The organism is Rhizobium sp. SAFR-030 (assembly GCF_059415005.1).
Map to the genome: position 1 here is coordinate 93502 of NZ_JBPFDO010000007.1, position 16725 is coordinate 110226.

The window sequence follows — 16725 nt, forward strand, 5'->3', positions numbered from 1 at the left end:
ACAAGTAGGTCCGATAGGATCGTCGGCTGATTCCCTCCGATCGGACAGTGCAGATATCATGACGCCTTCAGAATCCGGCCTTTTCATCCGACACCAGGATTTTCAGACCCGCCTCAAGTGGCATCGCCTTCGCCGCCACCCGGGCGATCCGCTGTTCTCGCCGGCCGTCATGGCTGACGGTTTCAAGCTCGGAGCATCTATGGAAATCGATCTGCGGGTGCGCGCCGACGGTGGATTCGCGGTCCTGCATGACGAGGTGCTTGAGGGCGAGACCACCGGCCGGGGTTCCGTCCGGGAGCAGGCCAAAGTCGATTTCGACGGTCTGACCATGCTCGAGGGCGGCAGTCGCGTCATGCTGAGCGAGGAGCTTGCCGGGCTGATCGCCGACGCGCATCCGGACGCCCTGCTGCAGTTCGACATGAAGGACGGTCTCGACCGCATCGGCGAACGCGGAATCGATCACCTCAGAGACTACTTCAGCGTATCCCTTAGCCGGCTTATCGTCAGTGGCTCCGACCTTCCTCTGATCATCGCGCTCCGGCAATCCATGCCCGATCTGAAGCGCGGTATCGATCCTACGGACAAGCTGGTCGAGATCCAGCGCCAGGATGGATGGGCCGCTGTCGAGCGCGAGCTCGTGGCCGATCTTGCAGGTCCGACCGAGCCCGACACCATCTATCTGTCGTGGCAATTGCTGCTCCACGCAGCCAAAAACGGTCTCGACCTGATCGGGCTCTGCCATCGGCACGGAAAGGTCGTCGACGCGTGGACCTACAATCTGCGAACTCCGGAGGCGGGCTTCACCGATCCGGAGTGGGCGGAATTCTCAGCGCTGATGGCGTTGCGACCAGACCAGATCACCACCGATCGGGCGCCCGCCATGGAGCGTGCCTGGCTGCAGCGCAGCGGCTCGGTCGCGCCGTAGTCTAGGCCGGCTCGAACGCCTCTCTTTCCGTCTCGACCAGGAAGGCAAGTGCCTGAGCCAGCCCCGGCGCGCAGGCAAAGACTGGCCCACCCTCGGCGAGGAGCCTTTCGACCGGTGGAATGGCGACTTCAGCGCCAGCCTCGCGTGCGATGAGCGCCCCGGCCAGCACGTCCCAGGGTGACAGATGGCGTTCGTAGTAGAGATCCGCCACGCCTTCGGCGACCCGGACGAGGCCGATGGCCGCGGCACCCATGCGGCGATAGTCCATCCCGGTGTCAAAGAGGCGGCGGGATACCGCGAGGTAATCCTCGAAATCGGTCCGCCGCGAGTGACCGAGAATGGCGATGCCGCGGGCCGGGTCCGTGGTCCTCGCGGCTCTGATCGGCTTGCCGTCGCGCAGTGCCCCCTCGCCGCTTATCGCGCTGAACACCACATCACGCGTCGCGTCATAGATCACGCCGACCAGGATGTCTTCGCCGGAAACGAACGCGATGGACACGCCCCAGTGTCGGAAACCGCGGATGAAATTGGTCGTGCCGTCAATCGGATCGACGACCCAGGTCCCCGGAGGCGTATCAATCCGCGCCGTCTGAGGGCGGGCGCTGCCGCCCTCCTCGCCCATGAAGGCATCGTCTGGGAAGCTTTCCTGAAGCGCAGCGCGGATCGTCTGTTCGGCACGCTTGTCGGCGACGGTGACGAAATCCTGCAGGCCCTTGTTTTCGACAGCCAGCTCCTCGCTGCCGGCATCGGCTCTGAAGGCGGCGGCGTCCCTTCCGACCCTTCGGGCCACGGCGATTGCAAGTTCGGCACGCTGACGCAGTGCGGCAGTATCGAATGCGAATGTCATCAGGCACTTCTTCTGTTGATGAAGGTTGTCGGTGTGAATTCCACACGGGCGACGGCCTCCGGATCGGAAATTCGGGTTGTCAGCAGATCGATGACCTGCTCGGCCTGGATATCGCAGGGCTGCAGGAAAGTGGTCAGGTCGTAGGCACCCCAGGCCGCCTGGGGGATGTCATCGTGGCCGATCACCCGGACCGAGCCGTCGCGCCGGCCTGCATCGCTGAGGCCATCCAGAATGCCGCAGGCCATGTAGTCGTTGACGGAAAAGATGCCGTCGATGCCGAGGTCGAGCAGGGTCGGCACGACCTCTCGCCCACAGCGGTAGTCGTTCTGTGCCACCGGCACGAGCGCCGCATCGATACCGCTTGCCGCACAGCGTGCCCGGAACGCCTCGGCGCGACGGCGCGACGAAGAGGAGATTGCTGTGCCAGCGACCACCGCCAGTCTTGTCGCTCCCGCCTGCACGAGGTGATCGGCTGCGAGGTAGCCCGAATTGCGATCGTCGCAGACGACGCGATCGACGAACGGATAGTCCTCGCCCTTGTTGATGAGGACGATCGGCACGCCCTCGGCGGCGCATTCCTCGCAGATGTGCGATGGCGGCGCGTCGGAGGTCACGATGACCCCCGAGACTGCATAGTGCAGCAGCTGCCCGATGACCGTGGCGCTGTCGGCTTCCTTCGAGGTCGGCAGCAGGATGGGCCGGTAGTTGCGGGCAATTAGTGCCCGGGCCAGATGCTCGAGCTGCTGGGTGCGGAACGGGTTATCGAGCCCGGCGGCGACAAGTCCGACGAAATCGGACCGCTTGTTGGTGAGGCCGCGGGCGAGGTAGTTTACCCGGTAGCCAAGATCCCTCGCCGCCTGATGAACCTTCTCGCGGGTCTTTTCGGAGACGCTGGCATCGGGGGTGAATGTGCGCGACACCGCGGCACGCGACACGCCGGCAGCACGCGCGACATCGTGCGAGGTAACCCGCCTCGCCGGACGCTCCAAGGTGCTGGTTTCGCGCGGTCGCATCAAATCCGGCAGATTGGTGCAGATGCCGAGGACCGGCAGCACAATGATCTGCGCCAGAACGTCGGGCCGCTCCTCATGCCAGAGAACGACCTCCCGACCCTGCGAGAAGACCTGCTTCAGCAAGTCGTCGGTCACCAGTTGCTGTGGCGTGTCACCGGCGCGTTCCCAGCACAGATGCAGGATATCGGCGCCCGCCTCATCACCCAGCCCATGCGGATCGGCACCGACCCGAACCAGCACCGACAAGGGATAATCACAGCCCAGGTCGCGCAGTTCTCGCACTTGCGTCACGTCGAACGAGCCGAAACAGGCAAACCGCTGTCCCATCGCCTGCAGGTGGCGCCAGCACAGCGGACCGGTTCCGGCGCGCTTCAATTCCACATAGAGGCCACAGCCGGTCTGGCGGGCGAGCATTGCCACCTCGTCAAAGCGCGGCACCTCGGGCACCGCCTCCCGCAGCTGCTCAAAGCTCAGCTGCGAGATATGCAGATCGGCACCGAACACGCGCTCAAGGTGATCGTCATGCGAGACGACGACCACACCGTCGGCGGTCAGCTGCGTGTCGATCTCCCACATCTCGGCGCCCAGTTCGGCAGCGCGCCGGAAGGCAATGAGCGTGTTCTCCACCGCGTGACCGCTGGCGCCGCGATGGGCAATGCAGAACGGCAGGCGGCGGTTCTCCGGCCAGCCGAAACGGCTGAAGAAGGCTGAAAGATCACGTTGCGTTCCGGCCATGTCGCTCGCCCTGGTCAAAGCCTCTCGCCATCCTCGGCAAACACGAACACGGCCTTGCTGTCGATATGCCAGCGAACGCTGTCGCCGACTGCCACAGTTCGCCCGGAGGGCTGGATCGAACGCAGCACCGAGCCGTCCGCCAATGTCACGTCATAGAGGTTCTCGCGCCCTTGCGTCTCGGCAAACGTCACCGTTCCTTCGATCTGCACATTGCCCTGCGGGCCGCAATCCTCCGGCCGAACGCCGAGCGTCAGGGGCGTGCCGTCGGCGATCCCGTCCAAGGCCACCAGCGGAATACGCAGGCCAAGTGGTGCGATCGCGAAGGCCCCGTCCGTTGCAACGCCGTTGAGGAACGAGATCGGCGGATTGCCGAGGAAACCCGCAACGAAAGCGGTGCGCGGATTTCGGTACATGTCCGAGGGCGTGTCGATCTGGACGATCTCGCCCTTCTTCATGATGGCGATGCGGTCGCACATCGACATTGCCTCGACCTGATCATGGGTGACGAGCACGGCGGTAATGCCGGTTTCCCGCTGAATGCGACGGATTTCGGAGCGCATCTCCAGCCGAAGCTTGGCGTCGAGGTTGGCAAGCGGCTCGTCGAGCAACAGCACGTCCGGCCTGCGCACTAGGGCGCGTGCCAGGGCGACGCGCTGCTGCTGGCCGCCAGACAGCTGCCCCGGACGACGCTCCAGCAGCTCGGAAATATGCGTCAGCTCGGCGATCGCCCGCACGGCGCGGTCGATGTCCGCCCTGCTGTCGCGACGGACGGTCAGCGGGAAGGCGATGTTCTCGAAGATGCTCAGATGCGGGTAGAGGGCATAGTTCTGAAACACCACGCCGACATTGCGTTTTTGGCTCGGCAGATGGCTGACGTCGCGATCGCCGAACAGGATGCGGCCGCCGTTCATGCGGTGGATGCCGCAGATGGTGAACAGCGTCGTTGATTTGCCACAGCCGGACGGCCCGAGAAGCGCCAGCATCTCGCCGTCCTCGATGGTCAGGTTCATGTTGTCGATGACCGGTGTGGCGTCGAACGTCTTGGTGAAATTGCGGATGGAGATCTGCATTAGCCCTTGGTGCCTCCGCCGAAGATGTTCATCAGCCGGTTCTGGAACAGCACGAAGAGCGCCAGAACCGGGAGCGTGTAGAACAGCCCGACCGACTTGAAGATGTTGAAGTTGTAGGTGCTGGAATTGGGATCGGAGACGGTGTTGAGATACATCGACAGGACTTCGAAATCCGCCGATGGCGCAAGGATCCGCGGCAGCATGTACTCGCTCCAGCCGTCGATGAAGGCGAAGATAGCCAGCGACAGGAGGCCCGGCTTGACCTGCGGCAGGATCAGTCGCCGCCAGACGGTGAAACGGGATGCGCCATCCTGCACGCCGGCCATTTCGATCTCCCACGGGACGGCATCGTAGAAGCCTTTCATGATCCAGATCCCGAAGGGCAGCATCAGGCTCGACTTTACCAGGATGACGCCGATCAGCGAGTTATAGAGGCCGGCGAACTGCAGCACGAGGAAGACGCCGATGATGAGGGTGACGGAAGGGAAGGCATGCATGACCATGATGCCGGAGAGTACGAAGCGGCGGAACGGCAGGGCCAGGCGCGAGAGCGCATAACCGGCTGTCGCCGAGACGCTGACGACGATCACCGCCATGCTGACGGCAAACAGCAAGGTGGTGAGCGTCGGCTTCCAGACATCGCCCGTGATCGTCGGGTCGATCAGGAACCGCCAATGCTCAAGGGTGAAGGCGTTGGGCAGGATCGATCCTGTGGCGGTGTTGCTGAACGTGTCGACGACCAGGAACAGGTACATGATCGCCAGCGGCAGGCTCAGAATGGTGAGCAGCAGGATAACCGGCCAGGCTGCGAAGTTGCGTGTCATGGCCGTTCCTCAGAATTCGATCTTGGGCTTCGACATCATGTCGTCGAAGCGGAACAGACGCAGGTAGACGACGGAGAGCAGCAGCCCGACGGCGACGAGCACCAGCGCCATGGCGGCACCCAGTCCGTATTGCAGATTGCCGGTATAGTTGTTGAGCGCGGTCTTGAAGGCTTCCAGCGCCCAGACCGTCGTTGTGCTGCCGGGCCCGCCATTGGTGGTCAGCCAGATCTCCTGGTAGGAGGACAGAAGCGACAGCGTCTGGTAGCTGGTGACGAACAGGATCGGCCAGCGCATCTGCGGCAGGATGATGTAGCGGATCTGCTGGAAGCGACTGGCGCCATCGACCTCGCTCGCCCAAAGCTGCTGGCTTGGGATGGCCTTCAGCGCGCCGGAAAACAGGATCATGCCGAACGAGGCGCCGACGAAGCCGTTGACCAGGATGACTACTGTCCAGGCGCTCTCCACCGACCCCTTCATGTAGTTGAAGGCGGGCAGGCCCAGATGGCTGGCGACGTTGAAGAGGAAGCCGTCTTCCCAGGTCATCCACTTCCACAGCACGGTGTAGAGAACCACCGGCGTGATGCGCGGCAGAAGCCACAGCACGCTGAAAATTCCGGCGCCCGTGGGCGGCAGGTAGAAGGTGGTGATTGCCAGGAACAGGCCGACCAGCACGTTGAAGGCGAGGGTCACCGCCACGTAGAAGACGGTGTTGGCCACGATCCTCCAGGTGTCCGGCGTCGATGCCAGATGGGTGAAGTTCTCGCTCGTCCAGGTCCAGCCCGTATAGCTGGCATCGGCGATTCTAGCGACTGTGGCCGCCGGCGCGTCAGGCAGCATCGTCGACAGGGCGGCATTCATGTCGGCGCGGCCCGCGTAGCGCTGGTTGAGGACCGACTGCTCGAACGACGCTTCGGCGATCTTGAGGTCGCGGATCCTGCTCGGACGCGACGGCAGGGCTTTCAATTCCTTCTCAAAGTCGGCTGCGCTCGAGAAGGATCGACCGTTCAACCGCCCGTCGATCTCCAAGATCAGTTTCGGATCTACCTTGGCCACGCGCGCCCTGTCGAGGCCGGCACCGTCGATCCGGTAGATCGACTGGCCGAGCCTGTCCAGGGTATTGCGATCAACACCTTCTTCGCCCAGCGCCCGCAACAGGTTGCCGGTGACGACGTAGGAGCCGCCGGTGATGCCGGTCGCGGTGCTCATATTGGTGAAGGCAAAGACGCTGGTGAGGATCGCCGGCAGGAAGAAGAAGCCGAACAGCAGCACGAGCGCCGGCGCCATGAAGGCAAGGCCGAGGAGGTTTGCCCTGAGAGAGCTGAAGATGCGCATGGGACACCGGATATGGCAGGAGAGACCGGGCGGAGAAGCTCCGCCCGGTGGAGGGATGATCAGCGGATGATGATCTTGTCGCCAAGTGCGGCACGCACTTCCGCCTCGACCGCCTTGACGGCGTCGGCGACGGAAGAGGTCTTCGTCCAGGAGGCTTCGAGCCCCTTGTACATCGCCTTCCAGTAGACGCCGAAATCGCTGTTGTTGGGGATCGCGTTGGCGTGCGGGAGCAGGCTTTCGGTGGCGATCGTCGTCCAGCGGTCATTGGCATAGAGTGGAATGCCGGCCTCGGCGGAGCCGATTGCCAGGTGGCCCGACTTCACCGCGTGCAGCGCGTTGATGTGCGGCTCCGATGCGATGGTGATGAGTTCGGCTGCAAGCGTCGCGTCCTCGTCGGTGCCGCCGGTGGACAGCAGGTAGACGAGCGGATGGGTGATCGTGTTGGCGCGGCCTTTCTCGTTGCCTGCCGGCACGAGGCTGTACTGCATCTGGCCGAAGAAGTCCTTCATGCCCCACTTGGCTTCCCATTCCGCCTTGTGCCAGGTGCCGCCATGGGTGATGCCGGCCTTGTCGCCGGCGACGGCCTGGTGCCAGGTGTCCCAGGTCATGCCGAGATAGGTGGCCGGCACGACGCCCTTGGCGACGGCATCGGCAAAGAACTGGTACATGCCGGTCAGCGCCGTTCGGTCGAGCACCAGCTTGCCGGATTCGGCGTCCGCCAGTTCGCCGCCGAAGCTCTGGTAGAACTGCCAGTAGTCGGTGCCGTTGTTGGGCCGCGGCATGAAGCCCTTGCCCGGCTCGACGACCTTGGCGTCCTGCATCTTCTTGGCGTCGTCGAGCATCGAGTAGAGCGTGTATTCGCCGCGCTCGACCTTGCCCGGAAGCGCATCGATATCGGTTTCCGAATAGCCGATCGCCTTGAGGTGGCTGCGCGAGAAGTAGAATGCGCGCGCCTCGGCATCCTGCGGGATGCCCCAGATGCGGCCGTCATAGGATGAGACGGCGATGAGGTTCGGATAGAGCTGGTTGAGCGGCCACGCGCCGAAATCGACGTAATCCTGGATCGGGCGCAACAGGCCCGACTGCGACCAGGGACCGATGTCCTCATGGCCGGTGACGATGATGTTCGGTGCCTTCTTGGATTCGGCCGCCAGCGTCACCGCCTGCTTGAAGTCGTCCCAGCCGTTCCAGGCCTGTCCGTCGATGGTAATCTTGAGATCTTCGCCGCGAATGGCGGCTTCGCGCTCGACGACGTCGGCAGCCATCTTGATGGCTTCGATCCGGTAGTTGTTGGTCGGCCCGGTGCCGCCGGCCCAAACGGAGATTGTGACGTCTCTCGCCTCGGCAAGGACGGCGGTGGATGCCAGCAATATTGATGCCAGCACGGCGAATTTGAGGCGCGGAAGTACGGTCATGGTGTGGTCCCCCGAAGAGCGATCCTGCATTTCGTCGACCTTGGTGAGAGCAGCACGCCCGGTCCGAAAAGCAACGAGTTGATCCTGAACAGGGCGGACCCTAGAGCCGCTTCACAACAGCCGAATGACAAAATGCACACGTGTACATTTTGTCATTCGGCTGTTTCCTGGAGGGGTGCAGCAGGACCTGGATGGCGTGCAATTCAAGCCAGGCGGGCGGCCGCGGGCCTTGCCTAACCGGAGCCAAAGCTTGGGTCGAACCGGCAGTGCCGGGCGCGCGACCGGTTGTCCGAGGTGTGACGCGCCTCCGCAATCCAGGCGGCTATCGCGGGCACGTCCGAGCGGGTGCGATCAGGGCTTGAGGCCAGCGCAACGAGCTGTGTTGCGGATGTGTCCTTCCATCTCCCGGCGGGCGAGAGCGGCGTCGTTTTGGCTCAGCGCCGCGATGATCCGCCGATGCTCGGCAATGGAATCGCGCATCCGCTGCGGATCGGTGATTGGGATCGGCTGGCGCTGCGTTTCCGTCACCTGGTCACGGACGTTCTGGTAGAGCGCCCTGAGCATTGCGTTGGAACATGCGGAGACGATGATGCCGTGAAATTCCAGGTCGGCCTCGACATTGGCGAGTAGATCCTGGCCGGCCCAGCATTCCTCCATGGTCTGCGTTGCCTTCTCCATCTTCTCGAGCTGCAGTTGGGTCAGCCGGCCCGCGGAAAGGCGGGCGATCTCGCCTTCGAGCAGGATGCGGGTCTGGAAGACGTCGAAGACTGAGTAGCTGTCGGAATAGCGCCACGGCGCCATGTGCGCGCCGCTCTGGCTTTCGCCCTCGGCAGGCGTCGCGACAAAGGTGCCGCGTCCCATCTCTGTCTTCAGCAGGCCGAGCGTTTCGAGGGTCAGCAGCGCCTCCCGCAGCGACGCCCGACTGACGCCGAGGGTCTGCGAGAACTCCCGCTGCGAGGGGATCTTTTCACCAGCCTTCAGCACACCGCTGCGGATCATCGTCTGGATTTCGCGGGCGACCGACTGCGGTACGAGCGTTTTGCTTAACATCGAAATTCCCAATCAGGCTGCGGGACCGCAGCACCCGATCTATTTTTTCCACGCCCATTGCCAAGATGGAAGCCACATGCTTGTTTGGCCCGACTGGTCTGACCAGTCAGGCCACTGTAGATTGAGTCATGTTCAATAACAAGGGGAACTCTCATGACACGCTCCAACACCTTCAAGACAACACTTCTGTCCGGCCTGATGGCGCTGCTGGGTGCGGCCTCCGCGCAATCGGCCGACCTGACCGTCGGCGCCAACATCGGCAACGTGCCCTGGGAGTTCCAGGATGCCAGCGGCAAGACCGTCGGCTTCGAGGTCGACCTCGTCAACGAAGTCGCCAAACGCCTCGGCAAAACGGTCGAATTCGTCAACACGCCGTTCGCCGGCCTCTTCCCCGCCGTCCAGTCCGGCCGCATCAACATGGCCGTCTCGTCGATCACCATCACGGAAAAGCGCCTTGCCTCCGTCAGCTTCGCCCAGCCCTACTATGACAGCGACCAGTCGCTGACGGCAACGGCGAAATCCGGCATCGACGGGCTGAAGGCGATGAGCGGCAAGGTTGTCGGCGTCGATACCGGCTCGACGGGAGACATGTGGGCCGAAGCCCACAAGGGCGACTACAAGCTTGGCGAGATCCGCAAGTTCGAGGGCCTGCAGCCGGCCATGCTCGATCTCGTTGCCGGCCGTATCGACGGCTACATTTCCGACATCCCGGCCCTCCTCTACTACGTCAAGGACAAGCCCGAGCTGAAGGTGGTCGAGCGCATCCCGACGGGTGAGAAATACTCGATCATGTTCAACAAGGGTGATCCGCTGGCATCCCAGGTGAACGACGTGATCACCACGCTGAAGAAGGAAGGCTACCTCGCCAAGCTTCACGAGACGTGGTTCGGTGCCAAGGCTGAAGCCACGACCTCGACCGTCATGGTCATGGACATGCCGAAAGCCAAGTAAGGCCGTCTCGCAGCCGGCGGGGCACCACTGCTCCGCCGGCCTGCCAAAGGGAGCCTCACCGGCATGAACCTGATCAATACCTTCTTCAACCTCGACGTGTTTCTCGAAAGCCTGCCGCAATTGCTGCGCGGCCTCGTGGTGACGCTGCAGATCGGTGCCGTCAGCATCGTCTGCGGGCTTGTCGGCGGTCTGTTTCTCGCCGTGGCGCGCATGTATGCGCCCAGATTCGCCCAGGCTCTCATCCGCATCTATATCGATGTGTTCCGCTCCATTCCGCTGCTGGTGCTGTTGATCGTCGTCTACTACGCCCTGCCCTTCGTCGGCATCCGGCTGTCTCCCTTCCTGTCGGCGGTAACCGCGCTGTCGCTTGTCTCGGCTGCCTACACGGCCGAAATCTTCCGCGCCGGCATCGAGGCGATCCCGCATGGCCAGTTCGAGGCCTCGGCGGCGCTTGGCCTGTCCAGCAGGCACACGATGGTCGATGTCATCCTGCCGCAGGCGATCCGCATCGTCATTCCACCGCTCACCAACAACTGCATCAACGTGTTGAAGGATACAGCACTCGCCTCGGTCGTCGCCATGCCGGACCTGTTGAAGCAGGCGACGCAGGCGCAGGCGCTATCCGCCAACCCCACGCCGCTGATCGGCGCCGCGCTCATCTACGTCATCCTGCTCTGGCCGATGGTTGCGGTAGTGCAGCGGCTTGAAAAACACTTCAGCCGGGGGAGACGCTGATGGACAGGCCTCAACCGCTCATCTCCATCCGCGGCCTGACCAAGGCCTATGGCACCTTCACCGTGCTGCACGGCATCGATCTGGATATCGCCGAGGGCGAAGTCGTGTGCGTCATCGGTCCGTCGGGATCGGGAAAGTCGACACTGATCCGCTGCATCAACCATCTCGAAGCGGCGACACCGGAGAGCCGCATCATCGTCGACGGCATCCGCGTGGAACCCGGCCCGGCCCTTGCCAGGGTGCGTGCCGAGGTCGGCATGGTCTTCCAGTCGTTCAACCTCTTCCCCCACATGACCGTGCTGAAGAACGTCATGCTCGCTCCCATGCGGGTGCGCGGCACGACGCCGGCTGAGGCCGAGCGCAAGGCGCGCGAACTGCTGGCACGCGTCGGCATAGCCGAGCAGGCGGAAAAGTATCCGGAGCAACTGTCCGGCGGTCAGCAGCAAAGGGTGGCGATCGCCCGGACGCTCGCGATGGAGCCGAAGGTGCTGCTCTTTGACGAGCCGACCTCCTCGCTCGATCCGGAAATGGTCGGCGAAGTCCTCGACGTCATGCGAAAGCTTGCCGGGACGGGCGTGACCATGGTGGTCGTGACGCACGAGATGGGCTTTGCCCGCCAGGTCGCCGACCGGGTCATCTTCATGGATGGCGGACGGCTGGTGGAAGCGGGTACGCCCACAGAGGTGTTCGATGCACCCAAGGAAGATCGGACGCGGGGCTTCCTGCGCGCCGTTCTCGATCATTGAACAAGACATTATCCGAAGGACGATTAGCATGACCAACACGGCGCCGCTCAACCTGGACTACGTGCGCAGCCAGTTTCCCGGGCTTTCCCGCGGCTGGACATTTTTCGACAATGCCGGCGGCTCGCAGATCCTCAAGGGTTCGGTGGAGCGTATCAATACCTTCCTGATCGAGAAGAACGTGCAGATCGGCGGCTCCTATGCGGTGTCGCAGGCGGCAGCCGCTGCACTCTACGAAGCGCGCACCGCCGCCATGCATCTGGTCAACGCCAGCCGCCCCGAGGAGATCGTCTTCGGCAACTCGACCACGGCCCTGCTGCAGAACCTCGCGCGCGCCATGCATAGCCAGCTGTCGCCGGGCGACGAGATCATCGTCACCGTCAGCGACCATGAGTCCAATATCGGGCCATGGGATCGGCTGCAGGAGCGCGGCATCGTCCTGAAGATCTGGCCGCTGAACAAGGACAGCCTGACGCTGGAGCTCGACGATCTCGTCCCGCTGATGAGCGAGCGCACGAAGCTGGTCTGCGTCACGCACGTCTCCAACATCCTCGGCTCGATCAACCCGATCCGCGAGATCGCCGATTTCGTCCATGCCCGCGGTGCCAAGATCTGCGTCGATGCGGTGGCCTATGCGCCGCACCGGGCGGTCGATGTGCAGGCCTTCGATGCCGACTACTATGTCTTCAGCCTCTACAAGACCTATGGCCCCCACTACGCGCTGATGTATGGCAAGTACGACCTGCTGCTCGAACTCGATACGCTCTACCATTACTTTTACGGCAAGGACAAAGTGCCGGGCAAGCTGGAGCCGGGCAATCCGAACTATGAGCTTGCCTACTCCACCTGCGGGATCGTGGACTACCTGGTGACGCTTGGCGAACAGGCCGGCGAGACGGGATCGATTCGCCGGAAGATCGAGGCGGCATTCACCGCCATCACGGCTCAGGAAAACCTGCTGACCGAACGGTTGCTCGGCTATCTGAGGTCACGCAACGACTGCCAGATCGTCGGCCAGGCTTACAATCGCGACGGCAGCCGCGTTCCGACCATTGCCTTCCGCTTCGACGGCCGTCAGGCGGGCGAGCTCTGCGTGGCGATGGATGCGCAGACGATCGCCATGCGGTTCGGCGACTTCCATTCGCGGCGGCTCGCCGAATATCTCGGCGTGACCGAGGATGGCGGCATGCTGCGGGTATCGATGGTGCACTATAACACGGTGGAGGAGGTGGATCGCTTCACCGCCGCCCTCGACACCATCCTCTCGGGCGAGACCGGTCTCGCCAAGGCCAGCTAAGCGGCAACCTGGACAAAGGGAAGAGACGATGCGCTTCGACACGGTCATCCGCAACGGCACGGTGGTCACTGCCAGCGACACCTTCGTCAGTGATATCGGCATCAAGGACGGCCGGATCGCGGCATTGGCTGCCGAGCTCACCGATGCCGACGAGGTGATCGACGCGACGGGTCTTCTCGTGCTGCCCGGCGGTATCGACAGCCATGTGCATCTCGATCAGCCGTCCGGCAACGGCATCGTCATGGCCGATGATTTCGACAGCGGCACCCGCTCGGCGGCGGTCGGTGGCAACACCACCGTTCTGGCGTTCTGCATGCAGGAAAAGGGCCAGACGCTGCGCGAGGCGCTCAAGGTCTATCACGCCAAGGCCGACGGCAAATGCCATGTGGACGTCGCCTTCCACCTGGTGGTCACCGATCCGACGCCCGACGTTCTCGGCCAGGAACTGCCGGCGCTGGTGGAGGACGGCTACACGTCGCTGAAGGTGTTCATGACCTATGACGGCTTACGGCTGCGCGACGACGAGATCCTGGCGACGCTCGATGCCGCACGGCGCACCGGCGCCCTGGTGATGGTCCACTGCGAGAACGAGGACGCCATCCGCTATCTCATCGGCCGGCACGAGGAGGAGGGCAAGCTCTCGCCAAAAGCGCATGCCACGACGCGTCCCATCGCCGCCGAGCGTGAGGCCACGCACCGGGCACTGTCGCTGGCCGAGATCGTCGATGTGCCGATCGTCATCGTGCACGTGTCCAACCGCGAGGCGATGGAGGAGATCCGCCGGGCGCGCCAGCGCGGCCAGAAGATCGCCGGAGAGACATGTCCGCAATACCTGATGCTGACCGCCGACGACCTCGACCAGGACGCGATGGAAGGCGCCAAATATGTCTGCTCGCCGCCGCCGCGCGACAAGGAAAGCCAGGAGGCCTGCTGGGAAGGGCTGGAGCAGGGGGTCTTCGACCTGTTTTCGTCCGACCACTGCCCCTTCCGCTTCGATGATCCACAGGGCAAGCTGAACGATAAGGGCAAGCGAAACTTCCGCTGGATCCCGAACGGCATACCGGGTGTTGCGACCCGCCTGCCGATCCTGTTTTCCGAAGGCGTGATGAAGGGCCGGATTACCGTCAACCAGTTCGTCGCGATGACATCGACCAACCATGCCAGGCTCTACGGGCTCTATCCGCGCAAGGGAACGATCGCCATCGGCGCCGATGCCGACCTGGCGCTGTGGGATCCCAACAGCCGGGTGACGCTGACCAACGACCTGCTGCAGCACGGCGCTGACTACACGCCCTATGAGGGGCTTGAGGTTCAGGGTTGGCCGGTCCGTGTGCTGCTGCGCGGAAAGACGATCGTCGGCAAAGCCGCAGTCGCGGTGTCCGAAGCCGGCGGGACCTATCTGTCCCGCGAGCGATCTTCGCTGGTGGTGAACCGCTCATTCTGACAGGAAGAACGCCGCGCATGCCGCGGCGCGCTTCGGGACGACAGATAGCCGGTTCGCCCGCTCAGGCCGTTTCGAGGAGCGGGCCGGTCATGAAGACGCTCTCAGGCAGATCGTCGTGCCACTGCCGGATCCGCTCGGCGATGTCGCGGCTTGCATCCACCCTGAAGTGTACGCAATCGGCCATCCTGTCTGGACCGACGAAGCCGTCGACGTCGAGGTAATCGACCTCAGTCCGGTGCGCGGCCATGCGTCTCCAGATGTCGTTGAAGGCGTTCATCCGTTCGCGTGTAACGCCGCGGATGACGTGGTCGTGGTTGACCTCGGTACCGCGTGGATTGCCGATCACCAGCAGCCGTCGCCCCATCGCTTTCAGATAGTCGCAGAATTCCGTGACGCACTGCTCGTAGACTTCGCTGTCCAGCCTGTGCCGCAGCTCCGCGGGCCACATGATGTCGTAGAAATCGGAGCCGATATAGTGGACGACGGCCGGCGGGAAATTCTGCTGTCGGTACGACTTGTCCAGCACCAGCGACATCACGAAGATCCGCGGATGGCTGTCTACCTCCGCGACGTCGCGAAGCCCGGAGAAATGGCTGAACACGCCCGACTGGCAGTTGGCCATGAAACGGATCCGGACGTCGCGCGTGTCGGGGCCGAGGCTCTTCTCCTCGGCAAGTATGCGAGCCCGCACGTCAGGGTGTGCGACGTGATCGACGGTGATCCAGTCGGGTATCTCCGGCACGACGGGCACGCTCGCCGGCACCTGCAGGCTGGGGAACCGCTGGAAGGCGCGGTGCAGCAGAACGTTCTCGATGCCCATGTGCATGATGCGGCACGAGAACGCCATGTGGAGCAGGGTCCCGGTCCGGACATCGCCGGCAATGAAGCCGACCAGACCGTGGTAGCCGAACTTGTCCCAGGCGAAGAGAGCAAAGCCCTCTCGGAGGGACGGCTCCGAGACGAAATCGACCATCGAGCCCGGTTGAACCCGGGTCTTCAGGTAGTTGAGCTGATTGGTGCGGTTGATCAGTTCCTCGATGCGCGGTGCGAAATCGACAAGATCGGCGCTGCTGGCGATCGCCACATGGATGTCGCAGCCTTTGAGGAAGTTTTCCCGGTCGCCGTCGAAGCTGCGGCTCTCCGTCACCCGGCTTTCGAGGCTTCGATATTCCTCGACCCGTGACTTTTTAACATGAGCATGCGCGTCGACCAGCCGTTCCAGGAACGCGTCGCAGTCGGGAGACTTCGCGTCGACCACGAACAGGTCGGGAAGGGCGGCTTTCGCCTCGGCAATGTTGACGTCGTTGTCATCGATGAAGACGCAGTTCTTTGCCTTCAGCTGCATGTCCGAGATCAAGGACCGCAGTGCCGGCCCCTTCGGAACAAAGCCTATCCGCGGAAACACGAACTCGTCCCACAGCCCCAACTCCTCCAGCTTCCGGCGCGCCGTCTCAAAGTCGTTCTTAGAGCAGATGGCCGACACCACGCCCGATCGGTTGAGCCGTCGGAGCGCCTCGACCCGTCTATCGTAGAGAACCAGCGCATCCTCGTCGTCGAGTGTCCCGCTCCACAAGGTGTCGTCGAGATCCCAGATCACCAGCTTGACGGATTTCTCGACATTCGGCGCCGCGTCCCGGCGGATGACGACAGGCGGCTTCGTCGATTGCATGCCCCTCAGGAAGAACATCGTCGCGTCGGCACCCACGCCGTCGACGACCCGGCCCACCTGCGGCCGGAAGCAGGTGGTGACCGGGATCCCGGCTTCGGCGAGCATCGTGTAGCCTTGCAGGAAGTCGGCTGGAAGAACGACGCCATCCGTTTCCCCGTGGACGAGGAGAACGGCGGGACGGCTTTTCACCGTCTCCTTCGTGATCGAAAGTCCGGTGACGTTGCCGCCGAAGCCGACGATGGATCCAGGACCGTTCTCCGTCTCCAGACCGTAGCGAAATGCAAGCGTGGCGCCTTCCATCAGGCCGGCGATCGTCACGCGGTCGGGCGAGAGACCATATTCCTCGCAGATCTGGTCCACGTACCGGCCGAGCGCGGCGCAGGCGGGTTCGAGACTGCCGGCCGGCCATGCTCCGGGAGGACTCTCAAGCGACGCGCCCTCAGGCGGCCCGCCGATGCCGTTAAACACCGGCATGGCAAACAGCGTGGTCGCCATATGCGGACCCCATCGCTCCGCCAGTTTCCTGGGCGTCAGGTCCTCGGCATGACTTCCATGCACGAAGATCAACGCGAACTCGGGGCGACCGCCATCGATGGGTAGAATTCTGCTGTCGTAGCCGATCTTCAATGCGAGCGCTCCTCTAGCGCTTCGCCGCCGAACTCGACCGCTCCCGGC

Annotated in this window: 14 protein-coding genes and 1 pseudogene; 6 read left to right on the plus strand and 9 right to left on the minus strand. The window is 63.4% G+C overall.

Annotated elements, in window-relative coordinates; genetic code table 11:
• The first annotated feature begins 58 nt into the window (after nt 1-58).
• Nucleotides 59-925 (plus strand): glycerophosphodiester phosphodiesterase, encoded by an 867-nt coding sequence (locus ACR65N_RS20180; protein ID WP_440458457.1) that lies wholly within the window; start codon nt 59-61, stop codon nt 923-925.
• Between the two features lies 1 nt (nt 926).
• On the opposite strand, the gene ACR65N_RS20185 is transcribed toward ACR65N_RS20180, so the two are convergent.
• From ACR65N_RS20185 to ACR65N_RS20220, 8 genes and pseudogenes are all read right to left on the minus strand, one after another.
• Nucleotides 927-1772, minus strand: a complete 846-nt coding sequence (locus ACR65N_RS20185) for an inositol monophosphatase family protein (protein ID WP_440458458.1) — start codon at nt 1770-1772, stop codon at nt 927-929.
• Entirely contained in the window at nt 1772-2785 is a 1014-nt protein-coding gene (locus ACR65N_RS20190; protein WP_440458564.1) for a LacI family DNA-binding transcriptional regulator, read from the minus strand. Before ACR65N_RS20190 ends, ACR65N_RS20185 begins: the two co-directional genes overlap by 1 nt.
• Nucleotides 2777-3520: pseudogene (locus ACR65N_RS20195) on the minus strand (glycerophosphodiester phosphodiesterase); the annotation flags it as partial. The gene ACR65N_RS20190 and the pseudogene ACR65N_RS20195, both read right to left, overlap by 9 nt.
• Before the next feature lie 14 nt (nt 3521-3534).
• On the minus strand, nt 3535-4590 hold the full coding sequence (locus ACR65N_RS20200) for an ABC transporter ATP-binding protein (protein WP_440458459.1): 1056 nt from the start codon (nt 4588-4590) through the stop codon (nt 3535-3537).
• Nucleotides 4590-5414 carry a carbohydrate ABC transporter permease gene (locus ACR65N_RS20205; RefSeq protein WP_440458460.1) on the minus strand — a complete coding sequence of 275 codons (825 nt, stop codon included), beginning with the start codon at nt 5412-5414 and terminating at the stop codon, nt 4590-4592. Before ACR65N_RS20205 ends, ACR65N_RS20200 begins: the two co-directional genes overlap by 1 nt.
• A gap of 9 nt (nt 5415-5423) precedes the next feature.
• Complete coding sequence (locus ACR65N_RS20210) at nt 5424-6746, minus strand: carbohydrate ABC transporter permease (RefSeq protein ID WP_440458461.1); 1323 nt, start codon at nt 6744-6746, stop codon at nt 5424-5426.
• Between the two features lie 59 nt (nt 6747-6805).
• Nucleotides 6806-8161: an ABC transporter substrate-binding protein gene (locus tag ACR65N_RS20215; protein WP_440458462.1), complete on the minus strand. Its 1356-nt coding sequence runs from the start codon at nt 8159-8161 to the stop codon at nt 6806-6808.
• A 351-nt stretch (nt 8162-8512) separates the two neighbouring features.
• A complete protein-coding gene (locus ACR65N_RS20220; RefSeq protein WP_440458463.1) occupies nt 8513-9211 on the minus strand; it encodes a FadR/GntR family transcriptional regulator in 699 nt (232 codons plus the stop codon).
• A 153-nt stretch (nt 9212-9364) separates the two neighbouring features.
• On the opposite strand from ACR65N_RS20220, the gene ACR65N_RS20225 reads away from it, so the two are divergent.
• From ACR65N_RS20225 to hydA, 5 genes are all read left to right on the plus strand, one after another.
• Entirely contained in the window at nt 9365-10162 is a 798-nt protein-coding gene (locus ACR65N_RS20225; RefSeq protein WP_440458464.1) for an ABC transporter substrate-binding protein, read from the plus strand.
• A gap of 63 nt (nt 10163-10225) precedes the next feature.
• Nucleotides 10226-10897, plus strand: coding sequence for an amino acid ABC transporter permease (locus tag ACR65N_RS20230; RefSeq protein WP_440458465.1), 672 nt, complete (start codon nt 10226-10228; stop codon nt 10895-10897).
• On the plus strand, nt 10897-11643 hold the full coding sequence (locus ACR65N_RS20235; protein ID WP_440458466.1) for an amino acid ABC transporter ATP-binding protein: 747 nt from the start codon (nt 10897-10899) through the stop codon (nt 11641-11643). Before ACR65N_RS20230 ends, ACR65N_RS20235 begins: the two co-directional genes overlap by 1 nt.
• Nucleotides 11644-11671: 28 nt before the next feature.
• Nucleotides 11672-12937 carry a cysteine desulfurase-like protein gene (locus ACR65N_RS20240; protein ID WP_440458467.1) on the plus strand — a complete coding sequence of 422 codons (1266 nt, stop codon included), beginning with the start codon at nt 11672-11674 and terminating at the stop codon, nt 12935-12937.
• A 28-nt stretch (nt 12938-12965) separates the two neighbouring features.
• The gene (gene hydA / locus ACR65N_RS20245; protein ID WP_440458468.1) at nt 12966-14381 is read left to right on the plus strand and encodes a dihydropyrimidinase; all 1416 of its coding nucleotides are present in this window, start codon (nt 12966-12968) and stop codon (nt 14379-14381) included.
• Between the two features lie 61 nt (nt 14382-14442).
• Here the strand turns inward: hydA and ACR65N_RS20250 are convergent, their stop codons facing one another.
• Nucleotides 14443-16677 (minus strand): HAD-IIIC family phosphatase, encoded by a 2235-nt coding sequence (locus tag ACR65N_RS20250; protein WP_440458469.1) that lies wholly within the window; start codon nt 16675-16677, stop codon nt 14443-14445.
• Nucleotides 16678-16725 lie beyond the last annotated feature (48 nt).

Excerpts from the sequence above, each read along its gene's own strand:
- ACR65N_RS20200 (WP_440458459.1), bottom strand. The coding sequence starts at position 4,590 with ATGCAGATCTCCATCCGCAATTTCACCAAGACGTTCGACGCCACACCG.
- ACR65N_RS20235 (WP_440458466.1), top strand. The coding sequence starts at position 10,897 with ATGGACAGGCCTCAACCGCTCATCTCCATCCGCGGCCTGACCAAGGCC.
- ACR65N_RS20210 (WP_440458461.1), bottom strand. The coding sequence starts at position 6,746 with ATGCGCATCTTCAGCTCTCTCAGGGCAAACCTCCTCGGCCTTGCCTTC.
- ACR65N_RS20230 (WP_440458465.1), top strand. The coding sequence starts at position 10,226 with ATGAACCTGATCAATACCTTCTTCAACCTCGACGTGTTTCTCGAAAGC.
- ACR65N_RS20205 (WP_440458460.1), bottom strand. The coding sequence starts at position 5,414 with ATGACACGCAACTTCGCAGCCTGGCCGGTTATCCTGCTGCTCACCATT.
- ACR65N_RS20190 (WP_440458564.1), bottom strand. The coding sequence starts at position 2,785 with ATGCGACCGCGCGAAACCAGCACCTTGGAGCGTCCGGCGAGGCGGGTT.
- ACR65N_RS20220 (WP_440458463.1), bottom strand. The coding sequence starts at position 9,211 with ATGTTAAGCAAAACGCTCGTACCGCAGTCGGTCGCCCGCGAAATCCAG.
- ACR65N_RS20240 (WP_440458467.1), top strand. The coding sequence starts at position 11,672 with ATGACCAACACGGCGCCGCTCAACCTGGACTACGTGCGCAGCCAGTTT.
- ACR65N_RS20225 (WP_440458464.1), top strand. The coding sequence starts at position 9,365 with ATGACACGCTCCAACACCTTCAAGACAACACTTCTGTCCGGCCTGATG.
- hydA (WP_440458468.1), top strand. The coding sequence starts at position 12,966 with ATGCGCTTCGACACGGTCATCCGCAACGGCACGGTGGTCACTGCCAGC.
- ACR65N_RS20185 (WP_440458458.1), bottom strand. The coding sequence starts at position 1,772 with ATGACATTCGCATTCGATACTGCCGCACTGCGTCAGCGTGCCGAACTT.
- ACR65N_RS20180 (WP_440458457.1), top strand. The coding sequence starts at position 59 with ATGACGCCTTCAGAATCCGGCCTTTTCATCCGACACCAGGATTTTCAG.
- ACR65N_RS20215 (WP_440458462.1), bottom strand. The coding sequence starts at position 8,161 with ATGACCGTACTTCCGCGCCTCAAATTCGCCGTGCTGGCATCAATATTG.